This window comes from Chitinophaga sp. (assembly GCF_035761305.1).
Lineage (GTDB): Bacteria > Bacteroidota > Bacteroidia > Chitinophagales > Chitinophagaceae > Chitinophaga.
In genome coordinates, this window is record NZ_DASTRI010000255.1 from 1 (window position 1) to 5,825 (window position 5,825).

The following is a 5,825-nucleotide window of genomic DNA, read 5'->3' on the forward strand; positions in this document are numbered from 1 at the left end:
GCTCCTGGGAAATATCTGCTGGTCAACAGAAGAACGGGCCAGCGTTAGCTTAAAGCTGATATTGTTGGAAGTACCATTGGAGAACCCGATGTTAAAGTAATCGTAGTTCTTGAGCTTATACTGCTGATAGTTCAGCGCATAAATAAGGGTAAAGTAATCATCCGGCCATTTCAGCTGCTTACCCAGTGATATGGAGGCGCCCATTACCTTAAAGTAGGTATCGGTACCGGTAGTGGTACCATATATATACTCATTGTATGCGCTTGGGTTCTGGTAGCTGTTATAGAAGTTTACAGAAAACTGGTTCTGCTTTTTACCGCCCAGCCAGGGTTCTGTAAAGGAAAAGTTATAGGAGCGGTAAGCTTTACCGTTGGATGATACGCGTACGGATAACTTCTGGCCATCGCCGCTGGGCAGCGGGTCCCAGGTTTCTTTCCGGAAAATGTTGCGCAGCGAAAAGTTGTTGAACGTTACCCCCAGCGTACCGGTTAAGCCAATGTAACCACCCCAGCCGGCAGACAGCTCCAGCTGGTCGTTGGCCTTTTCCTCAACCGTATAGTCAATATCCACGGTACCGTCCTGTATGTTGGGCACGGGGTTAATGCCTATTTTTTCCGGGTTAAAATAACCCAGGTTGGCAATTTGCCTTTGAGAGCGGATCAGGTCTGCGCGGCTGAATTTTTCGCCGGGCAGCGTACGCAGCTCACGGCGTATTACGTGCTCGTTGGTTTTATCGTTACCGGCTATACGTACTTCCTTAATGGTAGCCTGCGGCCCTTCTGTAATGCGGATCTCATAGTCGATGGTATCACCGTGAATACCGGTTTCCACAGGGTCTACACGGAAAAACAGGTAGCCGTAGTCCATATACAGGCCGCTAACGTCGCCGCCTTCGGGCGACAGCTGCTTGCCCAAACGTTTCTCCAGCAGCTCCAGGTTATAGGTATCTCCTTTTTTAATGCCCAGCACACGGGTCAGCAAAGAGTCGCTGTAACGGGTATTGCCTTTCCATACAATATTCCCGAAATAATACTTTTTGCCTTCCAGTATCTGCATATCTATATTCAGGCCACCTGCTTTTGTTTTATACGTAGTATCGTTTACGATCTGCGCATCGCGGTAACCCTGGGAGTTATAATAGGCAATTACTTTTTCCTTATCCTCTGCATACTTGGTTTCATTGAACTTGGCGGAGGTGAACATCTTAAAGCGGAAGTAGGGGTCCAGCTCTTCTATGGTGCGGGAGGGCACCAGGAAACCAAAGCTGCTCCAGTAATCGGATTGTACATGAGCCGTATCGGTATACACCTGCTCCTTATCGGGGTGCAGGGTAAAGCGGGTGCGCTCGCGGGTGCCTTTCATCCGCTTCTTGATCCTGGCGTCGCCGATATTGCTGTTGTCTACTATGTTAATATCGTTAATCTTAACCTTGTTCCCTTTGTTTACGGTAAAAATAACATCGGCCGCATTCAGCTGGGAAGTATCTGTACGCTCGGTAACGGTAACGGTTACGTTACGGAAACCTTTTTCCTCATAGTTCTTGTGTATTACGGAAATGGTGTTCTGCTTCATGCTTTCCGTAATTACGCTTCCTTTACGCAGCGATGATTTCTTGGCCAGGTCTTCTGCTTCTGATTTTTTGACGCCGCGGAATATGAAGTTAGCCAGGCGCGGACGTTCCGTAAGGTTAATCTCCAGCCATATCTTATCATCCTGCACCTTGGTAACATAAATGGCTACGTTGGCGAACAGGCGCTGGCCCCACAGGGTTTGTATGGCCTTTGCAAACTGGTCGCCGCCGGGATATACGACCTTGTCGCCTACATTGAGGCCCGACAGGGATATCAGCAACGACTTATCCAGGAACTGGGTACCGGTAACGGTTATTTCTGCAATTTCGTACTGCTGTGGATTTCCCAGAGCCGCTTGCATGTCTGGCTGAGTGGTTACAGGCGCCGGTACAGTATCTCTCTGCTGGGCAAACACACGGATCCCCGCACTGCAACATAAAACTATGGCCAGTAGGCTCTTAGGAAATAATTTCTTCATTCTGCTGAATTTGTTCGCTTGTTTTGCCAAAACGCCTTTCTCTGGTTTGATAATTTAAGATGGCCTCATACAGGTTTTCCCTGCGGAAATCCGGCCAGCGGGTGTCTGTGAAATAAAGTTCCGCGTAAGCCAGCTGGTATAATAAGAAATTACTGATCCTGCATTCACCGCTGGTCCTGATCATCAGCTCCGGGTCTGGCAATGCTGAAGTGCATAGGTATCGCTGCCATACATCCTGGGTAATATCGGTGGGTTTTAATTTTCCTGCCTGCACGTCCTCCGCTACTTTTTTGGCCGCGGTCACAATTTCCCAACGGGCGCTGTAGCTAAGGGCCATTACCAGGTTTAAACCGGTATTATTGCTGGTAATGGCAATGGCTTCCTCCATTTCGCGCTGGCAATGCGGGGGCAACATGGTCATATCGCCTATAACATGCAGCTTAATATTATTTTTAGTGAGGGTGTTCACTTCCTTACGGATGGTATTCACCAACAACTCCATAATGCCGTTCACCTCATTTTCCGGGCGGTCCCAGTTTTCTGTGGAAAAGGCATACAGGGTAAGGTACCCTATGCCCAGTTCAGCAGAGGCTTCTACAACATTACGCACACTTTCTACGCCCTCATGGTGCCCGTAAAGCCTGTCCTGCCCTTTTTCCTTGGCCCAACGGCCATTACCGTCCATAATAATAGCTATATGGCGCGGCAACCGTTGTAAGTCTAGTTTATCCTTCAAACTCATGAGTGTTCAGGCAAATTAAAAACAGAATAACAGATTTACTAAAAGTGTGCAAAGATACAAAAATAGATATATGCCTTTTGCGGCAAAGTCTGGCCGGTTGTTTTAACGTAGTTTTAACAGCGAAAGTCAAGCCTGTAGGCAATTGAGGTCAATCCGAAGCCCGCTTTGAGGGGCAGTTTACAGGCATTATACCGCCGGCCTTTGGCTGCTTTTGGGGTATTTGGCTGCCAATTCAGTGTTTTTATCGTCCAAAAGGGTATATGGGCCGCTGAACGCCTGAAAAACAGGGCGGAAGATCGCTAAGCTGCGGCACCGCGCCGGTGTATTTTCAAAACCTGCCGCGTGGCTAAAATTTACAGCGGTAAGTGGTAAACAGTATGCTGATGGTGAACTCCACGGTCACAAACTGGTCTTTATCCCGGCTGTTGCCCCGCTGCCGGCCAGGCACCCCTATAGGATCGCCGGTGGCATAGGAGCGGTCCTGCAGCAGGTAGGCCACGGTATTATCCCCGTTGATCTTGGGAGGAAACAGCGCTGCGCCTGCGTAGGTTTTGCTTACATCATCCAGGTAATCGGTTTGCGTAAAACGGTACAGCACCTCCAGGCCTACGTTTACGGAGCGGGAAAGATTGTATTTAAACCCGCCGCCCAGCAAAAAGGCCGGCGCTACCAGGCTGTAAGGCTTACGGTCGGGGTACTGGGCCGATCCCTGCCCTTCGGTATGCAGGGGCTGCAGGTAATACTTTTCACCGTTCAGGTAAGCGTAAGGGTTGTAGTAGAACAGGCTGGCCCCTCCTGTAAAATAAGGGCTGAAACGGTAGTCGTAGCTGCCCGGCTCAAAACGGAAGAAGTTAAAATCGCCCTGCAGGGCCAGCTCAAATATATCCGAGTTAAAGCTCAGGTTCCGGCGGTGCTGGAACTCGTTCGTATTATACACATCGGAATACCCCAGGCGCGCATAGCGGAAATGCGCGCGTATGCCAATGTAATCATTCATGTATTTACGGTAGAAAATACCAATGGTAGGTTTTATTGTGTTAAGGGCGCTGCGGGGATTCAGGTCGCCGAAATATTGGGCGCCGCCAACGGAAAAACCCAGCTCCCCCACGTACTGCAGCTCATTTTGCGCCAGCGCAGGAAAGGCCAGCAGCATTCCAAGGGCAATAAGGCCGGAAGTAACGGTGCGCCGGAAATGAAAGATAGCTAGTTGCATAATTACGGTCCTACTTAAACGCGATTTCTCCTGCTTTTGGTATTATCTATTAAGAAAATTAAACAAATGTATGAGTCAATTACGAATTATTCAATTACGAATTAAGAATGGGGGCGATGCCTGTAGCGCGAATTATGGCACAACCAGTTGCGAAGCCCGAAATATATTAACGTAACCACGGCAATAAGGGTTTTCGGCGTTCCGCCTTCAGCTTCAGGGTTTTGCGCTCAGCACATTTTATTTCAGCCGGTTGCGCGTATCAATGCCCCACAGCAGCTTATGGCGCAACGTGTGCAGGAAGTTGCTGTCGTCCAGGCGTAACAGGCTAAGTTTAAACGCTTCTTTTTTCACTGCCAGCTGCACGGTATTGTCAATGGTTTCCATACGGCTGTCCAGCGTGCATAAAAAGAGATCGCTGCGGCCCTCTACCTCAAAAGAGATCACGTTATTGTCCGGCACTACTACGGGCCTTACATTCAGGTTATGGGGGGCCACAGGGGTAATTACAAAGCTGCCTGCTTCGGGGAACACTACCGGCCCGCCGCAGCTGAGCGAGTAACCGGTAGAGCCGGTGGGCGTGGCCACTATCAGCCCATCGGCCCAGTAGGTGTTCAGGAACTCTCCGTTCAGGTAGGTATGTATCTTCACCATGGCGGAGGTGTCTTTTTTATGAATGGTAAAATCATTCAGGGCATAGGGCACATCGCCAAACAGTGGAATATTGCAGTCCAGGTGCAGCAGGGTTCTTTTGTCCACCACGTAGGTGCGCTGCTGCAATGCCTTTACAGCGGCATGTATCTCCTCTTTGCCTATGCTTGCTAAAAATCCCAGGCGGCCAAAGTTAATGCCCAGCACCGGTATGTTCTTATCGCGCACAAAGCACACGGTATCAAGCAGGGTGCCGTCGCCGCCCAGGCTTACCAGGCAGTCGATGGTCATGTTGTTCAGATCACCGGCATGGGCAAACGTAGCCGGCGCTGTTGCAAACGGTATGTGCGGCTGCAGGCTGCGGTAAAACGGTTCATAAATTACCGGGGTAATTTCCTCCCGTTGCAGCTCATCCAGCAGCAGCCGTATGTTTCCCAGGTCGGCTGTAATAAATCCACGACTGTAAAGTGCTATCTGCATAATTAAGAAAAGCGGCCAACTGGCGGTAGTTAGCCATTCGCTGCGGCAATAACCGGCAACTGTTTAACTACATATCGATTTTAGTGTGTAAAAATAGCCCTTTTTGCCCTAACTGGTTTATGCTGTACTCTAAACGCACGCAGCTGTCGTAAAAAGAAACAATATCCAGCCCCACGCCCCAGGTGTACAGCATGGTGTTGCTCAGGAAACCGTTGCCGGGCCGCCGGCTGTAGGTATAACCCGCATCACTGTACGCTTTCAGCAGCAGGCGTACGGGTATGGTATTAAACCGCTCGGGGATCCAGGGCAGCTTTACGTTAAAGCTGTAAATCTCGCGGCGCAGGGTTGATTTTATAATAAAAAAGCTGGTGCCGTCTACCACAAAGTACTCCAGGCCACGCAGGTAATCCTCCTGGTAACCCATGGCTTTTTGGTTCATATAAGGCTGGTCGGCGGGGAACTTGGCCTGCCCACGTATGCCTAATGCGCCATATGTGCGGGGAAACAGCTGCCAGTACCGGGTAACCTTGCCCCTTATTTTCCAGTGGTCAACATCGTTAAAGGGCACAAAGCCCAGCTTTTCCACTTCGCCCTGCAGGCTAATGCCTTTCAGGGGATATATCCAGCTGTCTGCATTGGTATAGGTAATGCGGTACAGCAGGTCCATATACTGCACCCGGCGCCGCCCCGGCC

Annotated in this window: 4 protein-coding genes and 1 pseudogene; all 5 read right to left on the bottom strand. The window is 50.0% G+C overall.

Translation table 11 applies throughout. The annotated features are described in order from the left end of the window. A partial coding sequence (locus VFS25_RS21265; protein WP_326464196.1) for a BamA/OMP85 family outer membrane protein occupies positions 1–1,932 on the bottom strand: 1,932 nt, incomplete at its 3' end. A 97-nt stretch (positions 1,933–2,029) separates the two neighbouring features. After that, entirely contained in the window at positions 2,030–2,791 is a 762-nt protein-coding gene (locus tag VFS25_RS21270; RefSeq protein ID WP_326464197.1) for an isoprenyl transferase, read from the bottom strand. Between the two features lie 346 nt (positions 2,792–3,137). Beyond that, entirely contained in the window at positions 3,138–4,004 is an 867-nt protein-coding gene (locus VFS25_RS21275; RefSeq protein ID WP_326464198.1) for a DUF6089 family protein, read from the bottom strand. A 237-nt stretch (positions 4,005–4,241) separates the two neighbouring features. Further along, positions 4,242–5,132: an NAD kinase gene (locus VFS25_RS21280; RefSeq protein WP_326464199.1), complete on the bottom strand. Its 891-nt coding sequence runs from the start codon at positions 5,130–5,132 to the stop codon at positions 4,242–4,244. A 67-nt stretch (positions 5,133–5,199) separates the two neighbouring features. After that, positions 5,200–5,825 (bottom strand): annotated as a pseudogene (locus tag VFS25_RS21285) (hypothetical protein); the annotation flags it as partial.